This window comes from Pseudooceanicola onchidii (assembly GCF_004959925.1).
Lineage (GTDB): Bacteria > Pseudomonadota > Alphaproteobacteria > Rhodobacterales > Rhodobacteraceae > Pseudooceanicola > Pseudooceanicola onchidii.
Genome location: NZ_SPUW01000002.1, coordinates 130523 through 155458, shown reverse-complemented (window position 1 = coordinate 155458; position 24936 = coordinate 130523). Strand labels below are relative to the sequence as shown.

The window sequence follows — 24936 nt, the reverse complement described above, 5'->3', positions numbered from 1 at the left end:
GGATCGAACTGGCAAGAGGTCAAAACAGAGGTCGCTGGCGCTAAAGGGGCGCCGGACAACGGACCGACGCCCCAATCCACTGACTGAACTCAATCAGCTTTGGCGGCGCCGCACAAAGCCCAGACCGCCCACTGCCGCGCCCAGCAGGAGGACGCTTGCCGGAAGGGGGACCGGCGATGCGGTTGCTGTAAAGTCATCAATGAAGACGCGGTCGTATCCACCCGCGACGGAGGTTGATGGTCCAAAGATATTCGGAAGCAAGTTGAATCGCGTGAACGCCGTGTCCGAGATGATCCCGATAAAGTCGAACGACGTGAACTGCAGAGCCTGACCCAATGAAGTTCCTGACGAGTCGTACAACTCTGCGCCTTCAATGGAGCCGCTCAGGATTTTAAAGCCCATTGCGATGGTGTCTCGGTAAAGCACCCCTTCAAGTATGCCCACGTTATTGACGGTCGAGGGATCACCGGTGTCGCCGATGTAGTTGTTGATGTTCACAAGTGCAGGGTTGGTCGCGCCGATCGTATTGAAATTGACTTGGTCCGGAAAATCCCCGTCCACACCCGGATAGTTGTCGCCATTCGGATCGTTGAAATCGAGGAAGAACGTCGGCCCGGTAACCATGGCGCTGACGGCCGTCTCATATGTGCTTCGATCATTGTAAAGTGTGAACGAAGCAGCCGTGGCCGCGCCGGCAGTTATCGCCAGCGCGAGACTCGAAATCAAAATTGTCTTCATAACTCTCTCCAAATTTTTAGGTGATTGCCACGTCGTGGCCATCTCAGGGTATCCGGAGGTGACGTAAGGGCAACTAGGGTATTCCTGACCTTTTCTGTGAAATCGATGGATGAATGTGAGGTGGATAAATGCCTGCCCGTGGGCTGAGTGAGCACAGCACGACAAGGGGCCCTGAAACGACAAAGGCCGCCCGAAGGCGGCCTTTTGGTCGAAATCCCGAAAGGGATTTGGTGGAGCCTAGGGGGATCGAACCCCTGACCTCTTGCATGCCATGCAAGCGCTCTCCCAGCTGAGCTAAGGCCCCGTAGTGCACGAGTGATTTGACCCGTGCGGCGCTGTCTAGGGGAAGGCGGGGGGCGGATCAAGCGAAAAATCCATGCGCCCCGTTGGCCCCCAGATCAGGCCCTGACTCAGTCGTCGTCGTTGTCCGCAACGTCCGCCAGTTCGTCGAGCGAGACGTTGTCGTCATCGTCGTCTTCTTCCAGCAGATCGTCGTCGATATCCACGTCGACATCATCATCGTCCAGCACGACATCTTCGTCGTCGGCCTCTTTGGCCTTCTTGCTGGCCGCATCTTCCGCGTCCGCGGCGATCATGCGGTTCTTGGTCTCGTCAAACTCGACCACCTCGCCCGTGTAGGGGCTGACGATCGGGGACTGGTTGAGGTCGTAGAACCGTTTGCCGGTGGTGGGGCAAACGCGCTTTGTACCCCATTCTTCCTTGGGCATGTGTGTTCCCTTTCAGATGACATCTCTTGCCGACGATCCGCGTCCCCTGCCATAAGCATCAGTGGGTGTCAAAGGCTTTCGGCCTGACGCCCGAAGCGGCGCAGGCGGGTGGCCTCGCGGATGATGGGGCAGATATGGGCCAGCATGTCCTGCCGGGCAACCCCCCGGTGGAAATCAATCTCAAAAGGTCGGGTCGGGCGCGGCGGATTTCCCTGCGCGTCTCGGCGCTGGACGGGCGCGTGACGCTGACCCTGCCCCGTGGCGTCACGGAAAAGGCAGGTCTGGCCTTTGCGGCGGAAAAGGCCGACTGGCTGCGGCGCAACGCGATGCGCCACGGCGATGTCACCCTCGTGGCCCATGGCGCGGTGATCCCCGTCGAAGGGCGCGCGCTGACCATCGCGCCCGGCGCGGGCCGGTCGGTGCGGATCGACGCTGACCGCATTCTGGTGCCCGGCGATCCCGACCGTCTGCCCGCGCGATTGTCCGGTTATCTCAAGACCCTGGCCCGGGATCGGCTGGCGTCGGCCTCGGACCTTTACGCCGCGCGGTTGGGGCGCAACTACACCCGCATCACCCTGCGCGACACGCGGTCGAGATGGGGCAGCTGTGCATCGGATGGATCGCTGTCGTATTCTTGGCGGCTGATCATGGCCCCGCCCGAGGTGCTGGCCTATGTCGCCGCCCACGAGGTCGCGCATCTGGCTGAAATGAACCATTCCGACCGCTTCTGGGCGCAGGTGGAAAAGATCCACGGCCCCTACAAGGCGCAGCGCAACTGGCTGCGCAGCGACGGCACCGGACTGCACCGCATCAGGTTTGATCCCAGCTGAGGCATCTTGACCTTGCGCGTGGATGTGATCACAAAACCATGCATGTTGATCCAGACCCGTCCCGATCCCTCGCCCGCCGCCCATGAACGCGTCTATCGCGGTCTGCGGACCCGCATCATGCACGGAGAGATTCCGCCGGGCGAATCTCTGACACTGCGCGGCATCGGCAAGGAATTCGGAGTCTCGATGACCCCCGCACGCGAAGCGATCCGGCGGCTGGTCGCCGAAGGCGCACTGACCCTGTCGGCTTCGGGTCGGGTCTCGACGCCCGAGATCACCAATGAACGGATCGAGGAACTGGCCGCCCTGCGGGCCCTGCTTGAGGTCGAGCTGGCCTCGCGCGCGCTGCCCCGGGCCCACATCGCGCTGATCGACCGGCTTCAGACGATCAACTCCACGATCTCGGAAGTGGTCGAGCGCCACGATGCCGTCGGCTATATCCGGACCAATCTGGAATTCCACCGCACGCTGTACCTGCGCGCCCAGGCGCCCGCGATGCTGGCTATGGCGGAAACCGTCTGGCTGCAGCTGGGGCCGACGATGCGCAAGCTCTACGGGCGACTCCACCGCAAGGAATCCCCGCATTTCCATAGGCTTATCATAGCTGCGCTGAAGGCGGGCGACGAACCGGGCCTGCGGCTTGCGGTGCGGTCGGACGTGACGCAGGGCCTGCGGATGCTGCAGACGTGAGGGTCGCGCGTCAGTCCTAGCCCAGGAACACCTGCGCTTCGGGGTAGCGGACGCGCGGCACCATGCGGGTGGCCAGCAGAAAGCCCAGTGTCAGCGGACCGACGCGGCCGATGAACATGATCAGGATCAGCACGATGCGGCCTGTGGTGTCCAACTCTCCGGTCGATCCGCGCGACAGGCCGGTGGTGCCGAAGGCCGATGCGACCTCGAAGATCAGATCGAAGATTTCCCCGTCGTGCGAGATCGAGACGATGAAGATCCCCGACAGCACGATCAGCATCGACACCGCCGTCAACGCCATCACCCGGAAGACGGATTCGAAGCCGATCGACCGGTTGTAGATCCGCAGGTTCGTGCGGCGCCGGAAAAAGGCGACGATGGTCAGAAGCAGCACGAAGAAGCTGGTGACCTTGATCCCCCCGGCGGTCGAGGTCGACCCGCCCCCGACCAGCATCAGCAGGATCACGATCAGCGAGGTGGAATCGTGCAGCCCGCCGATATCGACCGAATTGAACCCGGCGGTGCGCGGGCTGACCCCCTGGAAGAACGACCCCAGGATCTTGCCGCCGAAGCTCAGATCGCCAAGCGTGCGGGGATTGTGCCATTCAAGCACCGCGATCGACACCCACCCCCATAGGATCAGTCCAAGCGTGCCGACCAGCATCAGCTTGGAATGCAGCGACAGCGGCCGCCATTTGCGATGTTCCCAAAGGTCGCCGATGACGATGAAGCCGATGCCGCCGACGATGAACAGGGCCGAGATCGGCAGGATCACCAGCGGATCGTCGACATACCGCATCAGGCTGTCGGACCAGAGCGAGAACCCCGCGTTGTTGAAGGCCGACACCGTGTGGAACAGCGCCGCCCAAAGGCCCTCGGCAACCCCATAGTCCCGGATGAAGGGCACCGACAGGATCAGGACGCCGCCCGCCTCGCAGACCAGCGCGACGCGGAACACCAGCGACGCAAGGCGCATCAGGTCATGCAGCGACGACTGCCCCAGTTCTTCGCGCAGCACCACGCGCTGCGGCAGGCCGACCGACACGCCAAGCGCCGCCAGTAGCAGCACGGCAAAGGTCATCAGCCCCAGCCCGCCCAGCTGGATCAACACCAGAACGACGCATTGCCCGAAGAAGGTCAGGTCGGTCCCGGTGTCCAGCACAGCAAGCCCCGTGACCGTCACCGCCGAGGTCGAGGTGAAGATGGCATCCATCCAGCTGATCGGCCGCGTCGTGGCCCAGGGCGTCATCAACAGCAGGGTGCCCGCCAGGATGAACCCGGCATAGGCCAGCGCCAGCATCTCGGGCGCGGGCATCCGGGTGAACCGCGCGATCCGTTTCAGCATCCGGTCCAGTGACATGGGATCAGATCGAATCCGCGAAGGCACCGAAATTCAGACGGGTGCCCAGCACGATCAGCCGGTCCCCCGGCGCCAGCGTGCAATCGCCCGAGGCATCGCACAGAAACTCGGTTCCGCGCATCACGCCCAGGCAGCGGATGTCGTGCTTGTCCTTCAGGTTCAGCTCGGTCAGGCGCTTGCCGTCCAGTTCCTCGGGCGCCTGCAGATAGAAGACGTGGCTGCCGTTGCCCAGGCTGACATAGTCGCGCACGAACTGGTTGTTCATCACCTGCGCAACGTGGCGACCCATTTCCTCTTCGGGGTGGAACACGCGGTCGACGCCCAGCTTGGACAGGATGCGGTGGTGCGCCCGGTTCACCGCCTTGGCCCAGACCAGTTCGACCCCGATCATCTTGAGGTTGATGGCCGTCAGCACCGAACTTTCCAGGTCTTCACCCATCGAGATCAGCGCCGCATCGCATTCGCCGACCCCGGCTTCCCGCAGGGCCTGTTCGTCGCGACTGTCAAGGATCAGCGCCTGGCTCAGCTCTTCGGCAAAGTTCGACACGATCTTCTCGTCGCGGTCGATGCCGATCACGAACTTGCCGTATCGCACCAGTTCCGACGCGACGGTGCCGCCGAAATTTCCAAGGCCGATGACTGCGAAGTTACGTCGGTTGTGGCGCATGTCCGCCCCCTATGCCCAAGTCGGGCATGGTGGGGTGAAGTGCAGGGGCGTCAAGGGGTCAGCCGCCGATCAGGCGGCCAGACCCTTGGATCCCATCGACAGGAACTTGCCGCGCCGATCCTTGATCAGCTTGTCGCGGGAATGACCGGTGACCTCGCCCAGCATGGTGCCGATCGCCTTGCCGACCGCGTCGTACGACGCCTTGCGGTCGCGGTGCGCGCCGCCAAGCGGTTCGGGGATGATGCGGTCGATCACGCCCAGGTCCAGCAGGTTCTGCGCGGTCAGGCGCATCGCCTCGGCCGCTTCGCGCATCTTTTCCGAATCCTTCCACAGGATCGAGGCGCAGCCCTCGGGCGTGATGACCGAATAGACCGAATGCTCCATCATCGCGACGCGGTTCGCCGTGGCAAAGGCCACAGCCCCGCCGGAACCGCCTTCGCCGATCACCACCGACACCAGCGGAACGCCGATCTGCAGGCATTTCTCGGTCGAGCGGGCGATCGCCTCGGACTGGCCGCGTTCTTCCGCGCCCTTGCCGGGATAGGCGCCGGGCGTATCGACGATGGTGATCACGGGCAGGTTGAACTTGTCCGCCATCTCCATCAGGCGCACGGCCTTGCGGTAGCCTTCGGGGCGCGCCATGCCGAAATTGCGTTCGATCCGGCTTTTCGTGTCATTGCCCTTCTCATGGCCGATCACCATCACCGGCTGGTCGTTGAACCGGGCCAGCCCGCCCATCACCGCCAGGTCGTCGGCAAAGTTCCGGTCGCCCGCCAGCGGGGTGAATTCCTGGAACAGCGCGTCGATGTAGTCGCGGCAATGCGGCCGGTCGGGGTGACGCGCGACCTGGCATTTCCGCCATGGCGTCAGAGACTTGTACAGATCCCGCAGCATGGTCGCGGCCTTGGCGTCCAGCGCCTTGGCCTCGTCTTCCATGTCCACGCCTTCGTTCTGCCGGGCCATCGCCCGCAGCTCGCGCGCCTTGCCTTCGATTTCCGCCAGCGGCTTTTCGAAGTCGAGATAGCTGCTCGGCTCGGTCGTGGGGCGGTCGGATTTGGGTTCGGACATCAGGATACCTCCGGGCTTGGGGGGGTATATGCCTATGGGCCGGGGGCTTTGCAACTCCGCAAGATTTGCCGGACGATCCCGTGCGAGGTCCCGGTTCAGGAAAGGCCCACCATGTCGAACAGCTATGAAACCCGCCTGTTGCGCGTCATCGACCATATCTTCGCCAACCTCGACGGAGATCTGTCGCTGGATGCCTTGGCCGATGTTGCCGCGATGAGCCGCTTTCACTGGCACCGCGTCTACCGCGCCATGACCGGCGAAACCTGTGCCCAGACGGTCCGGCGGATCCGGCTGCATGTCGCGGCCAGTGAACTGGCACGGACCGACGCGCCCGTCGACCGGATCGCACGGCAGGTTGGCTATGATGACCGCGACAGCTTTGCCCGGGCCTTCCAGTCGATCTATGGCATGACCCCGATCGCCTTTCGCGCCCGGGGGGTGCCGACCCCTTTCGTCAAGCAAAAGAAGGACCCGGCGACCATGTACCCCGTCAAGATCCAGGACCTGCCTGCCCGACACCTGATCGGCCTGCCACACCAGGGCGCCTATTTCAGGATATCCGAGGCCTTTTCCCGTCTCGACGTCACCATCGCCGCCCGGGGTCTTTATCCGCAGACACGCGGCATGATCGCGGTGTTCTACGACGACATCTCGGTCGTGGCCGAGCCGGACCTGCGCAGCTTTGCCGCCTTTGAGGTCGCCCCCGATCTACCCTGTCCCGAAGGCCTTGAATCTCGTGATCTGCCCGGCGGACCGCAGGCCGTTTTGACCTATCGCGGGCCCTACGCCAACCTGCCGTCCGCCTACGACTACCTGTTCGGAACCTGGTTGCCGTCCTCGGGGCGCGACCCGGCAGAGGCGCCGTCGTATGAAAAATACCTTAACACCCCGATGGACACAGCGCCCGAAGACCTGCTGACCGAAATCCATCTGCCGCTGGTGTGACGCCATGACCAAGCTGGACGTCAAGAAATCCGGAAAAGCCCTGTATTCGGGTCGAAACGGAGTGTGGGAGGAGATCACGGTTCCGCCCATGCTCTATCTCACTGCCACGGGGCGCGGTGATCCCGATGGCCCCGCCTTTGCCGCCGCGACGCAGGCGCTGTATGCCCATGCCTATCCGCTGAAGTTCGCAGCGAAAGACGCGGGCCGGGACCATGTCGTGCCCCCGCTTGAGGCGCAGTGGTGGGCTGATGATCCCCGTGCGTTCACCACCGCACGCCGGGCCGACTGGCAGTGGAAGGCCATGCTGCGACTGCCGGTTCCGGTGACCGAGGCGATGATTGCGGCGGCCCGCGCAAAGGCGGCGGCAAAGCTGGGCGCGGATGCGCCGGACGTCAGCATCGAAGAGATCGCCGAAGGCCTGTGCCTGCAGTGCCTGCACATTGGGCCCTATGCCGATGAAGCCCCGGTGCTGGCGCAATTGCACGACCGGATCATGCCAGAGCGGGGCCTGACCTTTGGGCTGCCGCATCACGAGATCTACCTGTCCGACCCGCGTCGCACCGATCCGGCAAAGCTGCGCACCATCCTGCGGCAGCCGGTTGTTCCGCTGACCTAGGGGGGGATGGCCTAGTGGAACACGACCGGTGCCAGTGACGCGACCAGCAGAAGCGCCATGCCCCAGTTGAATATCCGCAACCGTGCGGGGTTGGTCAGGAACCGCCGCATCTGCTGCCCAAGCACCGTCCAGACCGACACGCAGGGGATGCAGACGGCCGCGAACATCGCCGCGACGACCAGGATCGCCAGAAGGCTGCGGTCCGCCGCGTAGAAGGTGATCGCCGACAGTGCCATCGTCCAGGCCTTGGGATTGATCCACTGGAACGCGGCCGCCTGCAGGAAGGTGAAGGGGCGGGCGTTGGCCTCGACCTCACCCTCCGGGGCGGTCGAATTTGCGATCTTCCACGCCAGCCACAGAAGATAGGCCGTGCTCGCCACGGTCAGGATCGTGTGCGTGACGGGAAACAGGTCGAACACCTGCATCAGACCAAGGCCGACCAGCACCGTCATCAGGCCGAACCCCACGGCAATCCCCAGCATGTGCGGCAGCGTCCGGCGGTAGCCGAAGTTCGCGCCCGAGGCCATGACCATCAGGTTGTTCGGCCCGGGGGTCAGGGTCGAGACGAGGCAGAAGAGGAACAGCGCGATGAGGATATCAGGTGTCATGGGGATCGTCCTTGGTGTCACGCAATCCTATGTGGCGCAGAGCGGCGAAGGGTTGCATAATCAGCCGACATGTGGCCGCACTTAGCAATGATTGACATCAATGGATGATCTGAACCGAAAGATATTGCGCGAACTGACCCGAAATGGCCGGATCTCGAACCTCGAACTGGCGGATCGGGTGGGGCTGTCGCCCTCGGCCTGCCTGCGCCGGGTGCAGGAGCTTGAACGGTCGGGCGTGATTACCGGCTATCGCGCCGTGCTGGATCCGGTGAAGAAGGGCATCGGCTTCACCGCCTATGTCACGGTCGGCCTGAACGCCCACACCAAGGCCGCGCAAGAGGCCTTCGAGGCCGCCATCGCCCATTCGCCCGAGGTCGTCGAATGCCACAACATCACCGGATCCTGGGAATACCTGATGCGGATCGAGGCGGCGGATCTGGCCGCCTACAAGGCCTTCCATACCGAGGTTCTGGGCACCGTCCCGCAGGTCAGCGCCATCACCTCTTACGTCGTCATGGCATCGCCCAAGGATGACCGTGCCTGATCAGCGGCAATAGGCGGCCTGTTCCCGGATCGCCTGTTGCGCCCCCGTCAGGTCGACCGGCAGGGTCTGGCCTTCGATGGTCAGCATCCGCGCCGACCCGATCCGGGTCAGGAAGGCATCCCGCGCGGCAGCATCGGCAAAGTCGAGCTTGTAGCCAAAGATATTGCCCCGCACGAAATGCGGATCCTTGGTGCGGCCGGTAAAGCTGGACGGCGCGCGCATCTCGGTCCCGTCGACGATCAGGCCAAGATCCTTGCCCGACCGCCGCTTGGGAAAGGCAACCCGTACGGACGGCGCGCCCGCATCGCAGCGGATCGAGAAATATTCACCGACCTCGGACCGTTCCTGCGTCAGGTACATCAGGATGCCGTTCTGCGACGGATCCTTGGATTGCACCCATTTGCCTTCGAACACCTTCATCGCATCGTTCTCGACGATCTCGGCCCGCAGTGGCAGGGCGGCCAGGGTGGCAAGCAGGAAGGGGATCAGAATGCGCATGTCTCTCTCCGGTCGTGGTCCCCCTGTTTTAAGCCGTGATGGGGGGCTGCCAAGGGCAGAGGGGCGCGCAGGGGTCAGAATGTCGTGATCTTTGGCGGTCGCACTCGCCACGAAAAAGCCCGCCGGGGAACCGGCGGGCGTCAGTGTCATCAGCCCGAAGGCTCAGGCCATGGAGGCGATAAGCTCGGCCTGTTTGACGATCACCTCGGCTTGCTTGATCGACGCGATGTCGACCAGTCGGCCCTTGTAGACCACCGCGCCGGCGCCGGTGCGCTGCGCCTCTTCCATCGCGGCAAGGATTTCCTTCGCCTCGGTCACCTTGGCTTCGGGCGGGGTGAAGACCTCGTTCGCCAGGGCGATCTGGTTCGGATGGATCGCCCATTTGCCGACCATGCCAAGCGTCGCCGACCGCAGCGCCTGCGCCTTGAAGCCTTCGGGATCCGAGAAATCGCCAAACGGCCCGTCGACAGGCAGCACACCGTGGGTCCGGCAAGCCGCGACGATGGCGGTCTGGGCCCAATGCCACGGGTCGGACCAGTACTTCTGACTTTCGCGCAGCATGTAGTAATCTTCTTGCGTGCCACCGATGCCGGTCGTCTGCATCCCCATGGAGGCCGCGAAGTCGGCCGCACCAAGGCTCATCGCCTCAAGCCGGGGAGAAGATGCCGCGATTTCTTCGACATGCGCGATGCCGGCGGCGGATTCGATGATGACCTCAAGCTTCAGGCGCTTCTTGCGCCCCTTGGCGGCCTCGATCGAGGAAATCAGCGCGTCTACGGCATAGATGTCCGCCGCGCAGCCGACCTTGGGGATCATGATCATGTCGAGCCGTTCGCCCGCCTGTTCGACCAGATCCACCACGTCGCGATACCAGTAGGGCGTGTCGAGCCCGTTGATCCGCACCGACAAGGTCTTGTTGCCCCAGTCGATGTCGCCAATGGCTTCGATGATGTTCTTGCGCGCCTGCGGCTTGTCGTCGGGGGCCACCGCGTCTTCGAGGTCGAGGTTGATCACATCCGCCGCAGACGCCGCCATTTTCGGCGGCAGCTTGGTGTTCGACCCCGGGCCAAACAGCTGGCAACGGTTGGGACGGGCGGGCGGAGTCGGCTGGATGCGGAAGGACATGACATCTCCTCGGGTAACGATATTTCGTTTTTTCTGGTCTGACAGGTATTAAATTACGCGAGGTAGGGCAACCTGATATTGCGATGCGGCGAAGCTGTTAACCTTCCGCAGGATCGGGCGCTGGACCTGCGCGATCCGCAAGAATTTCGCGCAAGGATGTGATTGCGTCGAATATTTTCCCGGCCACGGCCTTCGCAGCTGCGGAAAAGCAAAGCCTTCCCTCGGGAATCGCGGCAGACTGTCCCAAACGACGGAGCGAACGATGATCGAGACCCCATATCTACTGTTTCTTGGCGATGCGCCGGACAAGCTTGCTGCGAAAGTGGCGCAAGGCATCCGCGACTGGCGTCCCGACAACGCGGTCGGCCAGTTCCGGATGGAGGGCTGCAAGGCCGACATGGGCCTGCCCGACATGACCCTGGCCGAGGCCAAGGCCGCCGGTGCGAAAACCCTGGTGATCGGCGTGGCCAACCGTGGCGGCGTAATTTCCCAGGCGTGGAAAAAGGTGCTGGTCGAGGCGCTGGAGGAAGGCTTTGACCTGGCCTCGGGCCTGCACAACCTGCTGCGCGATGAGCCTGAACTGAAGGCCGTCGCCGAAGCGACCGGCCGCCAGCTGCACGACGTGCGCATCCCGTCGGTGAAATACCCGATCGCGAACGGAGAGAAGCGGACCGGCAAGCGTTGCCTGGCCGTCGGCACCGACTGTTCGGTCGGCAAGATGTACACCGCGCTCTGCATGGATCGCGAGATGAAGGATCGCGGGCTGAAATCCTCGTTCCGCGCGACAGGCCAGACCGGGATCCTGGTGACCGGCGAAGGCGTGCCGCTGGATGCGGTGATCGCCGATTTCATGGCAGGCTCGGTCGAATGGCTGACGCCCGACAACGACGCCGACCACTGGGATCACATCGAAGGTCAGGGCAGCCTGTTCCACGTGTCCTATTCCGGCGTGACCATGGCGCTGATCCACGGCGGCCAGCCCGATGCGCTGGTCCTGGCGCATGAACCCACGCGCGAACATATGCGCGGCCTGCCCGGCTATGCGCTGCCCTCGCTCGAGGCGCTGCGCGACACCGCCCTGCCGCTGGCGCGTGTGGCCAACCCCGATTGCCAGGTGATCGGCGTTTCGGTGAACACCCAGAACATGTCGGACGAAGACGCCAAGGCCTACCTGGCCGAGGTCGAGGACCGCATGGGCCTGCCCGCCACCGACCCCTACCGCTATGGCGCAGGGAAGCTGGTGGATGCGCTTCTGGCGCTCGGGTAACGTGATTTCGGTCGGGGGCGCCTCTGCGCCTCCGGCGGGAGTATTTTCAGCAAGATGAAGGGGACGGGCGTGGAGCTTTCGGTCACGGCGGACACATTTCCTTTGGCAGAGGTCTTTACCATCAGCCGCGGCAGCCGGACGGAGGCGCATGTGCTGAGCGTGCGTGTGACCGACGGTGCGCATACGGGCTGGGGCGAATGCGTGCCCTATGCGCGCTATGGGGAAACGCTGGAAAGCGTGACGGCCGAGGTCGCGGGCCTGCCGTCGTCGTTCGACCGATCCGACCTGGCGGGTCTGTTGCCTGCGGGCGCGGCGCGGAACGCGGTGGACTGCGCGCTGTGGGATCTTGAAGCGAAGCGCGCGGGCAAGCGCGCGTGGGAGCTGGCAGGGCTGGACCGTCCCGGGCCGGAGATCACGGCCTTTACCCTGTCGCTGGCGGACCCGGATGTCATGGAGGCCTCGGCCCGAAAACATGCGCATCGGCCCCTGTTGAAGATCAAGCTGGGCACGCCCGACGACATGGCGCGGCTTGAGGCCGTCCGGCGCGGCGCGCCCAATTCGCGTATCATCGTCGATGCCAACGAAGGCTGGTCAGCAGCGGTCTATGCCGATCTGGCACCGCATCTGGTCCGACTTGGCGTGGCGCTGGTCGAACAACCCCTGCCCGCGGGCGAGGACGAGGCCCTGATCGGGATGGAGCGGCCCGTTCCGGTCTGCGCGGATGAAAGCTGCCATGACCGTGACAGCCTGCCCGGGCTGAAGGGCAAGTACGACGTGGTGAACATCAAGCTCGACAAGACCGGCGGGCTGACCGAGGCGCTGGCCCTGCGCGACGCCGCCCTGGCCGAAGGCTATCGCATCATGGTCGGCTGCATGGTCGGGTCTTCGCTGGCCATGGCCCCGGCGGTTCTGGTGGCGCAGGGTGCGATGATCACCGATCTTGACGGACCGCTTCTGCTGGCCCAAGACCGCGATCATGCCCTGAAGTTCGACGACCGGGGCGTGCACCCGTCCGAACCCGCCCTCTGGGGCTGACCTGCCGACAAGGAGACCCCGATGACCCGCACCGTTTACGTGAACGGAGAGTACCTGCCCGAAGCCGACGCGAAGATCTCGATCTTCGACCGGGGGTTCCTGATGGCCGATGGCGTCTACGAGGTGACGAGCGTGCTGGATGGCAAGCTGGTCGATTTCGACGGTCATGCGAAGCGGCTGGAACGGTCGCTGACCGAACTGGACATGGCCTCGCCCGTGACGATGGACGAACTGCTTGAGATCCATCGCGAACTGGTCCGGCGTAACGACCTGACCGAAGGCGGCATCTATCTTCAGATCACCCGTGGCGCCCCTGCGGACCGCGACTTTGCCTTCCCCGACCCAGAGGAAACGCCGTCGACCATTGTGCTGTTCACCCAGGTCAAGAACCTGGCGAACGCGCCGGCCGCGACCAAGGGCATCAGCGTGATTTCCATCGAGGATCAAAGGTGGGCGCGTCGGGACATCAAGACGGTGCAGCTGCTCTACCCCTCCATGGGCAAGATGATGGCCAAGGCCGCCGGTGCCGATGATGCCTGGATGGTCGAGGACGGTCAGGTGACCGAGGGGACCTCGAACAACGCCTATATCGTGAAGGACGGCAAGATCATCACCCGCCAGCTGTCCAACGACATCCTGCACGGGATCACCCGCGCCGCCGTTCTTCGGCTGGCCAAGGAGGCGCAGATGGTGGTCGAGGAACGCGGCTTCACCATCGAAGAGGCGCAGCAGGCGGACGAGGCCTTCATCACCTCGGCCACGACCTTCGTGCAGCCGGTGGTGAGCATCGACGGTGCGACCGTGGGCGAGGGGACGCCGGGCCGGATCGCCCTGCGCCTGCGCGAGATCTACATCGAGGAAAGCCGCGCCAAGGCGATCTGAGTACGCGCAACGTGCGACGACATGGCCCGGGGTCTGCACACCCCGGGCCTTTTTCGTGTGGGGTGCCGATGCCTCGCCGCCGGGACCGCGAAACCCGCCTTTTCATTTCCGCCTGTAGGAATACTCTTCCACGAAAGGCGCGTTGCGGTATCCTCCCTGCAGGGAGGACATCATGACATACGAAAAGACGACGCATATCCACACGGACGAGGCCTGGCTGGCGAAACTGAGCGAGGAGATCCTGGATCCCGACCTCCCTATCATTGACCCGCATCATCACCTCTGGGACCGGCTTGGCCCCTACTATGCGGACGAACTGCTGGCTGATCTGACCAGTGGCCACAACATCCGGAAATCGATCTTCGTGCAGTGCCGCTATGGCTACCGCGCCGACGGCCCCGAGGAGATGCGGCCGGTCGGAGAGACCGAATTCGCCGTGGGAGTCGCCGAGGATGCGGCCGAGAAGAACCCCGACATCGTGGCCTGTGCCGGCATCGTGGCCCACGCCAACCTGATGCTGGGCGACGGTGTGCAGCCGGTTCTGGATGCGCACAGGCAGGCGGCCAAGGGGCGGTTGCGCGGCATCCGGCATTACACCGCCAGCGGCGGCGACGCCTTTTCCGGCGCGGTGCCGAATTCGCCGCTGCGGATGATGTACGACGATGCCTTCCGTGCGGGGTTCGCCAAGCTTGCCGAAAATGGGCTGAGCTATGACGGCTGGCTCTATCACCCGCAGATCCCGGATTTCACCGACCTTGCGCGGGCCTTTCCCGAAACCACGATGATCCTCGATCACTTTGGCGGACCGCTTGGCATCGGGCCCTATCGCGGCAAGGGCGACGAGGTCTTTGCCGAATGGAAGCGGCACATGACCGATCTGGCGACCTGTCCGAATGCCCATGTGAAGATGGGCGGGCTTGCGATGGACGTCAACGGCTTCGACCTGCACCTCGAACCGCTGCCGCCGTCGTCTGGGGAATGCGCGCGGCTCTGGCGGCCCTATGTCGAGACGACGATCGAGCTGTTCGGCGCGGATCGCTGCATGTTCGAAAGCAACTTCCCCGTCGACAAGGGGGCCGTGTCCTATCCGGTGGTCTGGAACACCTTCAAGCGGATCACCGCAGGCGCCAGCGACGACGAGAAGGCCAAGCTGTTCCACGACACCGCCGCGAAGGTTTACCGCCTTTGAGTCGGTGTTTCAGAAAGTGCAGTCTTTTCAAATGCCTTGTTTAACACCGCGCTAACACCTTCGACCTATCCCTGATTTTGGGTGAAAGACGAGGTGAGTGGATGAGCGCGCAGTCAAATGCGGCGCCAGTCATCATCAAGCGGAAAAAGGTCGTCGGTGGTGATGGACACCACGGCGGCGCCTGGAAGGTTGCCTATGCCGACTTCGTGACGGCGATGATGGCCTTTTTCCTGCTGATGTGGCTGCTGAACGCGACAACGGAAAAGCAACGCAAGGGCATCGCGGATTTCTTCAGTCCGACGATTCCGGTCAACCGGATTTCCGGGGGCGGCGACGGGGCCCTGGGCGGCGACAGCGTCTTCTCGGAAGACACGATGGCCCGCAACGGTGTCGGCGCGACCTCGATGCGGGCGACCGAACAGGACAAGGCGCGGGGCAGCAGCGGAAGCGACGCTGACGCCGAAGAAAAGGCCGCCGCCGAAGCGCAGATGCTTGAGGCGGTGGATGCCCTGCTGGCCGGCCGGTCGGGCGAAAGCGACGTGGCTGAAGGGCTGAAGAAGCACATCGTGACGCGCGTCACCGACGAAGGTCTGGTGATCGAACTGTTCGATCTGCCGGGCGAGCCGCTGTTCGACGGCTCCGGGGCCAAGGCCACCACCCTGCTGGAAGACCTCGCCGCCATCCTGACGCGGGTGACGGGCATCGTCGCCAACCCGCTGGCGATCGAGGGTCACCTGGCGGCCCGCCCCGTGGTCCTGACCAACGCGGCCATCTGGGAAACTTCGGCCGCGCGGGCCAATACCTTCCGCGAGCTGCTTCAGGCGCAGGGCATGGAGGGGGGGCGGATCGCCCGGCTGACCGGACATGCCGATCGTGAACCGGTGGTGCGCAATCCGATGGCCGCACGGAACAACCGGCTCGAGGTCATCATCCTGAGGGAAAACATCTGAGATGGGTCGAAACGCAGAGAATTTTAGCCGTTAGGCCCATCTTAAGGCCCTGCGCCTAGAACTGCAGCCGACGAAATGTCGGTGCAGCAGAAAGGCGTATACATGACCATTTCCTCCTCCCTCAACGCCGGTGTCGCGGGTCTGCAGACCAATGCGACGCGGCTGGGCACGATTGCGGACAATATCTCGAATTCGTCCACCTACGGCTACAAGCGGGTCGAGGCCGACTTTCATTCGATGGTGATCGGCGAAAACGCGGGGGGCTATACCGCCGGTGGCGTTCGGGCGACCACCATGCGGATGATCGATGAACGCGGCCCGCTGGTCACGACGTCGAACGCCACCGACCTCGCGGTACGCGGACGCGGCCTGATCCCGGTCGCCCCGGCCTACCAGGTGGAAAATACCGGGTCCTTCGACGACATGATGCTGACCACGACCGGGTCGTTCCGCGCCGATGAAGACGGCTATCTGCGCACCGAATCCGGCCTTGTGCTGCTGGGCTGGCCGGCTGACAGCGACGGCACCATCCCGCTTCTGCCGCGCGACACATCCGACGGGCTGGCACCGGTCCAGATCAACCCGAACCTCTTCCAGGGTGAACCGACGACCTCGATCACCCTTGGCGTCAACCTGCCTGCGACCGAGACCGAGGCCGGCTCCACCGGCACCGCGCAGCAGCTGTCGGTCGAATATTTCGACAACCTGGGCAAATCCGAATCGGTCACCATCAACTTCACGCCGACCATTCCGGCCACGGGGGCGTCGAACGAATGGACCATGACGATCACCGACAGCGCCCAGGGCGGCGCGCTGATCGGCGAACATACCCTGACCTTCACCGACAGCCGGACCGCCGGCGGCACTCTGGCCAGCGTGGCGGAAACCACCGGCGGCGCCTATGACCCGGCGACCGGCAAGATCATCGTCAACGTCCAGTCCGGGCCAATGGAAATCGACCTCGGCCTGATCGGTGGCACCGGCGGTCTAAGCCAGCTGTCCGACGTCTTTGCGCCGTTGTCGATCAGCAAGGACGGATCGGCCGTCGGCAACATGACCGAGGTCGAGGTGGACGCGAACGGTTTTGTCCACGCCTACTTCGACACCGGGGTGAAGCGCACCATCTACCAGATCCCGCTGGCCGACATGCCGAACGTCAACGGCATGATCGCGATGGATCACCAGACCTATCGCCCCAGCCCGGAAAGCGGCGCCTTCTTCCTCTGGGATGCCGGTGACGGCCCGACCGGCGACATCGTGAGCTTTGCGCGCGAGGAATCCGCAACGGACGTGGCCGCGGAACTGACCGACATGATCCGCACGCAGCGCGCCTATTCGACCAACGCCAAGGTGTTCCAGACGGTGGATGAGATTCTGCAGGAAACCACGAACATCAAGCGCTAAGGGCAGGCGCCCTAGGCGCCTCCCCCCTTCCTTCAGAAAGGTCAGGTCATGAGCATCTCTGCCGCCCTCTCGAACGCCCTCTCCGGCCTCACCGCCTCGTCGCGGTCCGCGAACGTGATCTCCTCCAACGTCGCCAATGCGATGACGGAAGGCTACGGGCGGCGGGACGTGGAACTGACCTCGCGCATCGCCGGGGCGTCGGGTGGGGTGCAGGTGGCCGCGATCACCCGCCATTCGGACCCTGCACTGACCCACGACCTGCGCGCAGCCGACAGCGACCTGAATTACTCCGACACCATCGCGACCTTCCGCACGAGGATGGAGGATATCCTCGGCACGCCCGAAGACAGTTTCTCGCTCTCCGCGCAGGTCGTGAGCCTCGAGAATTCCCTGATCACGGCTGCCAGCCGACCCGACCTTCCCGAACGGCTCAGCGCGGTATTGACCGCGTCGCAGCGGCTGGCCACGACATTCAACGACGCGTCGGGCGGTATCCAGAAGCTGCGCGAGGAAGCCGACGCCGAGATCGACGCCGCAGTGACCCGACTCAACGAGATGACCAAGCAGGTGGACGACCTGAACGATGCCATTTCCCGCGCGCGCTACACCGGCGGCGACACGGCAGGCCTGATGGATCACCGCCAGAAGGTCATCGACGAGATCGCGCAATACGTCCCTGTACGGGAGGTTCAGCGCGAAGGCGGGGCGGTGGCCCTGATGACGCCCGGCGGCGCCTTTCTGGTCGACGGCACAGCCGCAGACCTGAGCTTTACACGCACCAATATCATCACGCCCTACCAGACGGTCGACGCCGGCCAGCTGTCGGGGCTTGAGCTGAACGGCAACCCCGTGGCGACCAGCGGCGGCGTCAGCGCCCTGGGCGGCGGGCGCCTGGCCGCGCTATTTTCCGTCCGCGACGACCTGGCTGTCGAAGCTCAGTCGCGCCTGGACACCGTCGCGCGGGATATGGTGGAACGGTTCCAGCAGTCCGGCCTGGACGCAACCCGTGGCCCCACCGACCCCGGCCTCTTCACCGACGGCGGCGGCGCATTCAATGCGGCTGACGAGGTTGGCATTTCGGCCCGCATCTCGGTCAACGCCCTTGTCGACCCGGCGCAGGGCGGCGCGACCTGGCGGCTGCGCGATGGTCTGGGCGCCGCAACCACCGGATCACCCGGCGACTCCAGCCTGTTGAACGACCTTAACGCCGTCCTGTCGGAACGTCGCATTCCGCCGTCGGGCAGTTTCGGCACCGCCGGCATCACCGCCTCAGGCCTGTCCTCGTCGTTGCTGTCTCTTGCCGGAACGGAACGCCAGCTCTCTGAACAATCGATGGCCTACGACAAGACGCGTCACAGCGAACTGCAGGAACGCTTTCTCGCCGATGGTGTCGACACCGACGACGAGATGCAGCGCCTGATGCTTGTCGAACAGGCCTATGCCGCCAACGCCCGCGTCATCCAGACGATGGACGATCTTCTCAACATACTCATGGGACTCTGATCCATGTCGATCAACACTATTGGCGACCTCGCCCAATCCTACCTGCTGCGCCGCCAGAACGGCGATCTGAAGGCCCAGATGGGTACCCTGATCGAAGAACTGTCAAGCGGCCGGACCTCCGATGTCGCGCGTCACCTGTCGGGAAGCTATTCCTATCTCGCCGACGTCGAACGCAACCTGTCGCTGCTTGAAGGTTACGACAGCGCCACGAACGAGGCGCGGTTGTTCACCGATACGATGCAGAACGCGCTTGAAGGATTTCAGAAGGTTGCATCCGACCTCGGGCTCGATCTGATCACAGCGTCACAATCCAACATGGCGCCGATCATTACCGCGATCTCGGACAGGGCTGCGGGCGATCTGGACGTCATGCTCAGCAAGCTCAACACCAATATCGGCGGCCGGTTCCTGTTCTCGGGCATCGACACCGATGTGGCGCCGGTGACCAACGCCGACACCATGCTCACCGCCTTGCGGACCGAACTCGCGGGCGCGACCGATCTCGCCGACATCCAGACGCGGCTCGACACTTGGTTCGGACCGGGCGGCGGTTTTGAAACAGTCACCTATCAAGGTTCGACGACCTCCCTGGCACCATTTGCGCTCGGCCGCGGTGAAACCGTGGATCTGGATCTGCGCGCCGATGATGCCTCGACCCGAGCGCTGTTGAAACACACCGCGCTGGCCGCGCTGGCCGCCGACGATGTTCTCGTCTTTCCCGCCGACCTGCGTCAGCAGATGATCGACGCTGCCGGCAAGGGCCTGAGCTTCGAGCAATCGGGCGTGACCCAGATCCGCGCGGATCTGGGCTATGCCCAGTCCCGGATCGAGGAAAGCGCGACCCGGATATCGGCAGAACGCACGTCGTTCCAGACCGCCCGGACCGAGCTTCTGGCCGTCGACCCCTATGAAACCGTCACCCGGTTGGAGGATGTGCAGTTCCAGCTTGAAGGCCTCTACACGATAACCGCACGCCTGTCCCGTCTCTCGCTCACGGATTACCTGGCATGATCCGGTCCCTGCTCAGCGCGCTGCTGATTGTCCTGTCCCTGCCCGTCGCCGCCGACCAGATCCGGATCAAGGATCTGGTGGAATTCGATGGTGTGCGCGGCAACGATCTTGTCGGCTACGGGCTCGTGGTGGGCCTCAACGGCTCCGGCGACGGGATCCGCAACGCACCTTTCACCGAAGAAATCATGTCGAATATCCTTGAACGGCTTGGGGTGAACGTCACGGGCGAACAATTTCGACCCAAGAATGTCGCGGCTGTCTTCGTCACCGCCGAACTGCCGCCGTTTTCGCGCGCCGGTAGCCAGATCGACGTGACGGTGTCGGCCATCGGGGATGCCAAAAGTCTTTTGGGCGGCACATTGATCATGACGCCGCTGAACGCGGCAGATGGCCAGATCTACGCCGTCGCCCAAGGCACCATCATCGCCGGAGGCGCCACCGCCGAGGGGGAGGCCGCAACCGTTACCCAAGGCGTCCCAACGGCAGGGGTGATCCCTTCCGGTGCCCGGGTCGAGCGTGAGATTGACTTTGATCTCAATGCGCTGCGCACGCTGCGGCTGGCCCTGCGCACCCCGGACTTCACCACCGCCGGCCGTATCGAGCAAGCAATCAACCGCACCTTCGGCCGGGGCGTTGCGCGGATGCTGGATGCCGGGACGGTCCGGCTGGATATCGCCGCCACCAAACTGCCCTCTCCGGCCCATGCCCTTGGCCGGATCGAAAACATCACCGTCGCGCCGGAGCGGCGCGCACGTGTGGTGGTCGATCAGCGGTCAGGCACGATCGTGATGGGTGAAGACGTGCGCATCAGTCGCGTCGCCGTGTCACAAGGCAATCTGACATTGCGGATCGAGGAAGCACCGATCGTGATACAGCCCAATCCCTTCAGTGAGGGTGAGACGGTCGTCGTCCCACGCTCCCGCGCCGAGATCGAGGAAGAGCCGGGGACCGGACTTGCCGAGGTGCCCGGAGGCACGTCGCTGTCCGAAGTCATTGCGGGCCTGAATGCCCTCGGCGTCTCTCCGCGCGACATGATCGACATCCTGAAAAGCATCAAGGCTGCCGGGGCCCTGCATGCCGAGTTCGTCGTACGATAAGGCAAGGTTCAGTATTCAAGCTGTTGTCGGGTCGCCAAACAGGCGGCCCTTTCTTGCGCGCCATAATTTCGGAAGTGATGCACCCAGGTGCATTGGCCACGCAGAGGCTCGCGTCGGTATCCATGGCCGATACGCCACAGTATGGCCACACAGGTGATCTCGTGGAAGGTCAGAACGTCTTGTCATCCCAAGACCGGCAAACGTCGCCGGATAATGTTGTCTTAACCCAGCGTACCACGTGTACGCAGGATCACGTTGGCAACGGACACCCTTCCAAAGCCAATAGAAGTGCCGCCCAATGGATCGCTCCACTGGCCGGTGTGCAGGTGACGAAGAGGGTCACTAGAAGTAGCTGCGAACCAGGCTGCCCGCGATCAGAGACCAGCCGTCTGCCACGACGAAAAAGGCCAGTTTGAACGGCATCGAAACGATCGCCGGCGGCACCATCATCATGCCCATCGACATCAGCACAGCCGAAACGACGAGGTCGATGATCAGGAACGGCAGGTAGACGAGAAACCCGATCTGGAAGGCGCGGGCGACCTCGGACAGCATGAAGCTGGGGATCAGGACGGAAAGCGGCGCGTCCTCGCCCCGGTTCATGGTGGCGCCGTCAGGCCGCAGCGCCGCAAGTGTTTCGAAGGTTTCTGCGTCGACGCGGCCCGCCATGAATTCGCGAAACGGCTCAAGCGTCGGTGGCAAGGCGGCTTCAACCGTCAGTTGCCCTTCGACCAGGGGCCCGATGCCATTGGCCCAGGCGGTCAGGAATACCGGCTCCATCACGAAATAGGTGAGGAACAGCGCCAGCGAGATGATCAGCATGTTCGGCGGTGATTGCTGCAATCCAACGGCCTGCCGAAGGATCGACAGAACCGTCACCACAAAAGGAAAGCACGTCACCATGATCGCCAAGCCCGGCGCGATCGATAGCACCGTGATCAACGCGATCAGCTGAACGGAACGTGCGGTCAGAGAGTCTCCGTCGCCGAGGTCCAATGTCAGCTCTTGCGCGCCAACGGATTCCGCGGCCATGACCAAGCCCGCCGTCATTGCGGCGATCCAAACGGAACGGGTCATGGGGTCAGAGTCCGTCCTGAAGGTTGGCAACTTCAGTCAGACGCACGCCAAGCTGTCCGGCCTGGGCGCCGTCCAGCTCTTCCAGTTCGCCGCGCGCGATCAGCCGATCCCCGACATAGAGCTCAACCGGATCTTCGACCCGTCGGTCCAGGGGCAGGACCGCATTGTTCTCCATCGCGAGGAGGTCGCGGATCAGCGGCCGTGCCTTGCCGACCGAAATCGTGATCTCGATCGGAACCGAGGCAAACGGATGCCCTTTCTCACCAGCGGGATTATCCATGCTTCAACGTCCTTTCACTTTCTTCCATCAGCCCCGCCACGGCTTGGCGGATGCCGGACATCATCGACTCCATGTCGATCTGCCGTTCCTCCTGCGCCATCCGCAGGAACACCTGCCCTTCACCCAGTGTATCGTCAGCCTGCGCCGTGACCGGGAAGCCAAAGTCCTGATCCAACAGCGCTTCGACAGCGGCCTGATCCGCAGGAGATGTCACGATTTCAATGGTTTGCGATCCGTGATCCCGCGCCATTTCGGTCAATTGTTCAACCAGGCGTGTGCCCATGGTGTCGCGCACGACCTCGGGAAGGACCTTGTCCACGATGTCCTGCAGCAGCGATCCCATGGCCTGCATCACTTGGGCCTGCGCTTCGTGATAGGTGAACGACAGGTCCTGCAGGTTCCGCGCGAAATCGCCCGAGATCTGCGCCTGTTCTCCGTCCCGGGTTTTCAAAGCGTCTTCCCATCCGGCTTTGTAACCGTTTTCAAAGGCTTCCAGCTTCAACCCCTCCAGGTCTACGTCTGACAGGGCCGGCGTCGCGACCGCCTGGGGCGATCCGAAATCCTCCAGCAGATGCGCGATGCTCATCTTGCCGTCTCCTCACGGTCTTCCAGCCAGCCGCGCAGGATCTCGACCGTTTCATCACGCCGCTCGCCGATGAGGGCTTTCAGCCGGTCGACGGGGTCGGACGAGTCGCTGTCATCGAATCCCGGCACCCCGGCGGTGTCGAAATTTGAGATGATCGGCAGATCCGGGAGGCTGAAATCCTCTTCGGTGATTTCGCCGGTCAGGGCCGCATCTCCGATCGCGGGAGAAGTGCCGTCGGGGTCCGGCGCAGGCAGGCCCGTCGGCATCGCGGCGGATGGCGCACGTAGCACCGGACGGACGACGAACAGACCCAGTGCGATTGCGACAAGTGCCAGGATTCCCATTTGGATCAAAGCCATGGCGTCCAGTGCAATCATGTCGGTCCAGCTGCTGGTCGCAAGGCTGCCTTCGGGCACGATTTCCTCGAAGACCATGGATTTGATCGTGATCACATCACCCCGCGCCTCGTCAAAGCCGACGGCCGAGGCTACCAGATCGCGCAGCGCGGCGAGTTCCGCGTCCTCTCGTGGGGCCATTGCAGCCCCCTCGCCGTCGGTTTCCGGCAGACCGTTGACCAGCACTGCGACGGTCAGCCGCTTCACGGCCCCGGCGGCGCGGATGACCTCTCTCTCCGTTTCCGAGACTTCGTAATTCACCCGCTCGCGCGTTTCCGACGATTGCGACGAGGATTCGTTGCCACCGGCCGCGTTGCCGTCTGGCAGGTTCGACGCGACGGTCACATCATTCGCGGTGTTTTGCGACGTACCTGTGCGTTCTTCCGTTTCGGTGGAAATCGCGATGCGGCTTTCGGGATCGAACGTGCGCTGACGGATCGATTCGCTCTCCGTGACGGTGTCGACACTGACCTCGACCACGGCGTTGCCAAAGCCGACCCGCGCCTCCAGAAGTCTCTGAACACGTTCCCTCAGTTTGTCGGCACGATCGTCGCTGGTCGTTTCCGCCGTCGCGTCGGCATCCCCGGCCAGCAGTTCGCCAGAGCTGTCGATGATCGCGACGTCTTCGGGGCGAAGACCCGCAACCGCAGACGCCACAAGGAATTTCAGCGCCCGCACCTGGCCAGACGACAGGCTGCCCGACCCCGTGACGGAAACCGAGGCCGTCGGCTTCAGGTCGCGCTGAAAGGGGTTCGAACCGACGTTGGCGATATGCACCCGCGCCGCCTGGATCTGTGGACCGGAGGCGATGGTGCGCGCCAGCTCGCCTTCCTTGGCGCGCCAATACGCAGCGTCGAACATCTGCGAGGTCGTGCCAAAGCCGGTCAGCGTATCCAGCAGCTCGTAGCCTTGGGAATTGTTCCGCGGCAGCCCTTCGCTGGCCAGCGTCATCCGCAGTTCATCGCGGCGGGACCCATCGACGTAGATCGCGCCGCCACGCACTTCGTACGGGACGCCACGCTGTTCCAGCGACCGGACAACTTCGCCTGCCTGGCCGCTTTCAAGACCGGAATAGAGCAGCGCCAGCCCGGGCTGGGTCGCCATCCGCGTCAGCGTCATGACCGTCACGAGAAGGGCGACCATCGAAAGAACCGTCACGATTCGACGCCGAGGATCCATACCCGTCCACAGTGTTGTTATCTGCTGCACAAACGCCTCCTGTCAGGACAATCTTCTACCGCCCCGTGGATGTCGTTTTCGCCGATCGGCCTTAACAATCGGTTAGTTCCTGAGGGGTTATACCGGAGGAAAGCAAAGAATCTCCGGACCCAAGATGGCTGAAGACGTATCTGAAGAAATCGAAGGCGAAGACGACGCGCCGAAGAAGAAATCCAAGTTGCCGCTGATCCTGGGCCTTGTTCTGGCCTTGGTCGGCGGGGGCGGCAGTTTCTTCGCCATATACAGCGGCATGCTGTTTGGCGCCCCGGCCGAGGACACCGAGGCTGAAGAGCCGGAGGAGGTCATCGCGGGCCCCGAGGTTGAATTCGTGGCGGTTGACCCGATGACCATCTCGCTTGGCGCTGCGGCCGACAATCGGCACCTGCGATTCCGCGCGAATCTTGAGGTGCCGAAAGGCAAGGAAGATGGGGTGACGACCCTGCTGCCGCGCGTGGTGGATGTTCTGAACTCCTACCTCCGCGCGCTCGAGGTTGCCGATCTTGAAGACCCTGCCGCCCTGACCCGTCTACGGGCCCAGATGCTGCGGCGGATCCAGGTGGTGACGGGGCCGGGGCAGGTCAACGACCTGCTGGTCATGGAATTCGTGATGAACTGAGAGGACGCA

The 24936-nt window shown here is 63.6% G+C and carries 27 protein-coding genes and 1 tRNA gene; 15 read left to right on the top strand and 13 right to left on the bottom strand.

What is annotated here, in order from left to right:
* Positions 1-93: 93 nt before the first annotated feature.
* The 3 genes from E4S58_RS08665 to E4S58_RS08655 form a co-directional block, all read right to left on the bottom strand.
* Positions 94-738 (bottom strand): VPLPA-CTERM sorting domain-containing protein, encoded by a 645-nt coding sequence (locus E4S58_RS08665; RefSeq protein ID WP_169052641.1) that lies wholly within the window; start codon positions 736-738, stop codon positions 94-96.
* 228 nt (positions 739-966) lie between these two features.
* Positions 967-1042 (bottom strand) — tRNA-Ala (locus tag E4S58_RS08660).
* A gap of 106 nt (positions 1043-1148) precedes the next feature.
* Positions 1149-1466: a TIGR02300 family protein gene (locus E4S58_RS08655; RefSeq protein ID WP_136636018.1), complete on the bottom strand. Its 318-nt coding sequence runs from the start codon at positions 1464-1466 to the stop codon at positions 1149-1151.
* Positions 1467-1600: 134 nt separating this feature from the next.
* On the opposite strand from E4S58_RS08655, the gene E4S58_RS08650 reads away from it, so the two are divergent.
* Both E4S58_RS08650 and E4S58_RS08645 read left to right on the top strand, forming a co-directional pair.
* A complete protein-coding gene (locus tag E4S58_RS08650; protein WP_136636796.1) occupies positions 1601-2296 on the top strand; it encodes a M48 family metallopeptidase in 696 nt (231 codons plus the stop codon).
* Positions 2297-2338: 42 nt separating this feature from the next.
* On the top strand, positions 2339-2986 hold the full coding sequence (locus E4S58_RS08645; RefSeq protein WP_136636017.1) for a GntR family transcriptional regulator: 648 nt from the start codon (positions 2339-2341) through the stop codon (positions 2984-2986).
* A gap of 16 nt (positions 2987-3002) precedes the next feature.
* On the opposite strand, the gene E4S58_RS08640 is transcribed toward E4S58_RS08645, so the two are convergent.
* The 3 genes from E4S58_RS08640 to E4S58_RS08630 all read right to left on the bottom strand — a co-directional run bounded on the left by E4S58_RS08640 (position 3003) and on the right by E4S58_RS08630 (position 6081).
* On the bottom strand, positions 3003-4346 hold the full coding sequence (locus E4S58_RS08640) for a TrkH family potassium uptake protein (protein ID WP_240789512.1): 1344 nt from the start codon (positions 4344-4346) through the stop codon (positions 3003-3005).
* Between the two features lie 4 nt (positions 4347-4350).
* Positions 4351-5013 carry a potassium channel family protein gene (locus tag E4S58_RS08635; protein WP_136636016.1) on the bottom strand — a complete coding sequence of 221 codons (663 nt, stop codon included), beginning with the start codon at positions 5011-5013 and terminating at the stop codon, positions 4351-4353.
* A gap of 69 nt (positions 5014-5082) precedes the next feature.
* Positions 5083-6081, bottom strand: coding sequence for an acetyl-CoA carboxylase carboxyltransferase subunit alpha (locus tag E4S58_RS08630; RefSeq protein ID WP_136636015.1), 999 nt, complete (start codon positions 6079-6081; stop codon positions 5083-5085).
* A gap of 111 nt (positions 6082-6192) precedes the next feature.
* Between E4S58_RS08630 and E4S58_RS08625 the strand changes: the two genes are divergently transcribed.
* Both E4S58_RS08625 and E4S58_RS08620 read left to right on the top strand, forming a co-directional pair.
* Complete coding sequence (locus tag E4S58_RS08625; RefSeq protein ID WP_136636014.1) at positions 6193-7026, top strand: AraC family transcriptional regulator; 834 nt, start codon at positions 6193-6195, stop codon at positions 7024-7026.
* Between the two features lie 4 nt (positions 7027-7030).
* Complete coding sequence (locus E4S58_RS08620; RefSeq protein WP_136636013.1) at positions 7031-7642, top strand: GyrI-like domain-containing protein; 612 nt, start codon at positions 7031-7033, stop codon at positions 7640-7642.
* Between the two features lie 11 nt (positions 7643-7653).
* Here E4S58_RS08620 and E4S58_RS08615 read toward each other — a convergent pair whose 3' ends face one another.
* Positions 7654-8250, bottom strand: a complete 597-nt coding sequence (locus E4S58_RS08615; RefSeq protein WP_136636012.1) for a LysE family translocator — start codon at positions 8248-8250, stop codon at positions 7654-7656.
* Positions 8251-8350: 100 nt separating this feature from the next.
* On the opposite strand from E4S58_RS08615, the gene E4S58_RS08610 reads away from it, so the two are divergent.
* On the top strand, positions 8351-8794 hold the full coding sequence (locus E4S58_RS08610) for an Lrp/AsnC family transcriptional regulator (RefSeq protein WP_136636011.1): 444 nt from the start codon (positions 8351-8353) through the stop codon (positions 8792-8794).
* On the opposite strand, the gene E4S58_RS08605 is transcribed toward E4S58_RS08610, so the two are convergent.
* Both E4S58_RS08605 and E4S58_RS08600 read right to left on the bottom strand, forming a co-directional pair.
* Entirely contained in the window at positions 8795-9292 is a 498-nt protein-coding gene (locus E4S58_RS08605; protein WP_136636010.1) for a hypothetical protein, read from the bottom strand.
* Between the two features lie 162 nt (positions 9293-9454).
* Positions 9455-10417: an L-malyl-CoA/beta-methylmalyl-CoA lyase gene (locus E4S58_RS08600; protein WP_136636009.1), complete on the bottom strand. Its 963-nt coding sequence runs from the start codon at positions 10415-10417 to the stop codon at positions 9455-9457.
* Positions 10418-10679: 262 nt separating this feature from the next.
* On the opposite strand from E4S58_RS08600, the gene dgcN reads away from it, so the two are divergent.
* The 9 genes from dgcN to E4S58_RS08555 all read left to right on the top strand — a co-directional run bounded on the left by dgcN (position 10680) and on the right by E4S58_RS08555 (position 20755).
* Positions 10680-11684, top strand: a complete 1005-nt coding sequence (gene dgcN / locus E4S58_RS08595) for an N-acetyltransferase DgcN (protein WP_136636008.1) — start codon at positions 10680-10682, stop codon at positions 11682-11684.
* Positions 11685-11753: 69 nt separating this feature from the next.
* Complete coding sequence (dgcA, locus tag E4S58_RS08590; protein WP_136636794.1) at positions 11754-12719, top strand: N-acetyl-D-Glu racemase DgcA; 966 nt, start codon at positions 11754-11756, stop codon at positions 12717-12719.
* Between the two features lie 21 nt (positions 12720-12740).
* Positions 12741-13601: a D-amino-acid transaminase gene (locus E4S58_RS08585; protein WP_136636007.1), complete on the top strand. Its 861-nt coding sequence runs from the start codon at positions 12741-12743 to the stop codon at positions 13599-13601.
* 172 nt (positions 13602-13773) lie between these two features.
* Complete coding sequence (locus E4S58_RS08580; RefSeq protein ID WP_136636006.1) at positions 13774-14790, top strand: amidohydrolase family protein; 1017 nt, start codon at positions 13774-13776, stop codon at positions 14788-14790.
* Positions 14791-14891: 101 nt separating this feature from the next.
* The gene (locus E4S58_RS08575; protein WP_136636005.1) at positions 14892-15740 is read left to right on the top strand and encodes a flagellar motor protein MotB; all 849 of its coding nucleotides are present in this window, start codon (positions 14892-14894) and stop codon (positions 15738-15740) included.
* Between the two features lie 102 nt (positions 15741-15842).
* Entirely contained in the window at positions 15843-17144 is a 1302-nt protein-coding gene (locus E4S58_RS08570; RefSeq protein WP_136636004.1) for a flagellar hook protein FlgE, read from the top strand.
* A gap of 48 nt (positions 17145-17192) precedes the next feature.
* Positions 17193-18647 carry a flagellar hook-associated protein FlgK gene (flgK, locus tag E4S58_RS08565; protein WP_136636003.1) on the top strand — a complete coding sequence of 485 codons (1455 nt, stop codon included), beginning with the start codon at positions 17193-17195 and terminating at the stop codon, positions 18645-18647.
* Positions 18648-18650: 3 nt separating this feature from the next.
* A complete protein-coding gene (locus E4S58_RS08560) occupies positions 18651-19658 on the top strand; it encodes a flagellin (RefSeq protein WP_136636002.1) in 1008 nt (335 codons plus the stop codon).
* Positions 19655-20755 (top strand): flagellar basal body P-ring protein FlgI, encoded by a 1101-nt coding sequence (locus tag E4S58_RS08555; protein ID WP_136636001.1) that lies wholly within the window; start codon positions 19655-19657, stop codon positions 20753-20755. Before E4S58_RS08560 ends, E4S58_RS08555 begins: the two co-directional genes overlap by 4 nt.
* Positions 20756-21097: 342 nt before the next feature.
* On the opposite strand, the gene fliP is transcribed toward E4S58_RS08555, so the two are convergent.
* From fliP to fliF, 4 genes are read right to left on the bottom strand one after another with little or no spacing between them, the layout of a single operon-like run.
* Positions 21098-21832 (bottom strand): flagellar type III secretion system pore protein FliP, encoded by a 735-nt coding sequence (gene fliP / locus E4S58_RS08550; protein ID WP_136636000.1) that lies wholly within the window; start codon positions 21830-21832, stop codon positions 21098-21100.
* Between the two features lie 4 nt (positions 21833-21836).
* On the bottom strand, positions 21837-22112 hold the full coding sequence (locus tag E4S58_RS08545; protein WP_136635999.1) for a FliM/FliN family flagellar motor switch protein: 276 nt from the start codon (positions 22110-22112) through the stop codon (positions 21837-21839).
* Entirely contained in the window at positions 22105-22698 is a 594-nt protein-coding gene (locus E4S58_RS08540) for a FliH/SctL family protein (protein WP_136635998.1), read from the bottom strand. Before E4S58_RS08540 ends, E4S58_RS08545 begins: the two co-directional genes overlap by 8 nt.
* The gene (fliF, locus tag E4S58_RS08535) at positions 22695-24302 is read right to left on the bottom strand and encodes a flagellar basal-body MS-ring/collar protein FliF (protein WP_136635997.1); all 1608 of its coding nucleotides are present in this window, start codon (positions 24300-24302) and stop codon (positions 22695-22697) included. Before fliF ends, E4S58_RS08540 begins: the two co-directional genes overlap by 4 nt.
* Positions 24303-24426: 124 nt before the next feature.
* Between fliF and E4S58_RS08530 the strand changes: the two genes are divergently transcribed.
* On the top strand, positions 24427-24927 hold the full coding sequence (locus E4S58_RS08530) for a flagellar basal body-associated FliL family protein (RefSeq protein WP_136635996.1): 501 nt from the start codon (positions 24427-24429) through the stop codon (positions 24925-24927).
* Positions 24928-24936 lie beyond the last annotated feature (9 nt).